The organism is Vibrio rumoiensis 1S-45 (assembly GCF_000286955.2).
In the GTDB taxonomy this organism is placed as follows: Bacteria; Pseudomonadota; Gammaproteobacteria; order Enterobacterales; family Vibrionaceae; genus Vibrio; species Vibrio rumoiensis_A.
In genome coordinates, this window is the sequence record NZ_AJYK02000113.1 from 1 (window position 1) to 1,165 (window position 1,165).

Sequence of the window (1,165 nt, forward strand, 5' to 3'; positions counted from 1 at the left end):
ACAACACCAGCACCAACTGTACGGCCACCTTCACGGATTGCGAAACGTAGACCTTCGTCCATCGCGATTGGTGCGATTAGAGTTACGATCATTTGTACGTTATCGCCAGGCATTACCATTTCAACGCCTTCTGGCAATTGAATGTCGCCAGTTACGTCCGTTGTACGGAAGTAGAACTGTGGACGGTAACCTTTGAAGAATGGAGTGTGACGACCACCTTCATCTTTTGAAAGTACGTATACTTCTGATTCAAAAGTTGTGTGTGGGTTGATTGAACCTTTAGCAGCCAATACTTGACCACGTTCAACGTCATCACGCTTAGTACCACGTAGAAGTGCACCAACGTTCTCACCTGCACGACCTTCGTCAAGCAGTTTACGGAACATTTCAACACCTGTACAAGTAGTAAGAGTAGTATCTTTGATACCAACGATTTCTACTTCGTCACCTACGCGTAGAATACCACGCTCGATACGACCAGTTACAACAGTACCACGACCTTGGATTGAGAATACATCTTCAATTGGTAGTAGGAACGGTTGGTCTACTGCACGCTCTGGCTCTGGGATGTACGTATCTAGTGCTTCTGCAAGCTCAACGATTTTTGCTTCCCATTGCTCTTCGCCGTTTAGTGCGCCTAGAGCAGAACCTTGGATTACTGGTAAATCATCACCTGGGTAATCGTATTCAGAAAGAAGTTCACGAACTTCCATTTCAACTAGCTCTAGAAGCTCTTCGTCATCAACCATGTCACATTTGTTCATGAATACGATGATGAAAGGAATACCAACTTGGCGACCAAGTAGGATGTGCTCACGAGTTTGAGGCATTGGGCCATCTGTTGCAGCAACAACTAGGATACCACCATCCATTTGAGCAGCACCAGTGATCATGTTTTTAACATAATCGGCGTGTCCTGGACAGTCTACGTGTGCGTAGTGACGTGCAGGAGTATCGTACTCAACGTGAGAAGTAGCGATTGTGATACCACGCTCGCGCTCTTCTGGAGCGTTATCGATAGATGCGAAGTCTTTAGCAACACCACCGTACACTTTTGCAAGTGTAGTACAGATAGCAGCAGTAAGAGTTGTTTTACCGTGGTCAACGTGGCCGATAGTACCAACGTTTACGTGCGGTTTCGTACGTTCAAATTTTTCTTTAGACA

At 45.8% G+C, this 1,165-nt stretch carries 1 protein-coding gene; it reads right to left on the reverse strand.

Annotation, left to right across the window (positions count from 1 at the left end):
- Window positions 1–1,165 (reverse strand): elongation factor Tu (gene tuf / locus A1QC_RS14755; RefSeq protein WP_017024766.1); only part of this gene is annotated, 1,165 nt, incomplete at both ends.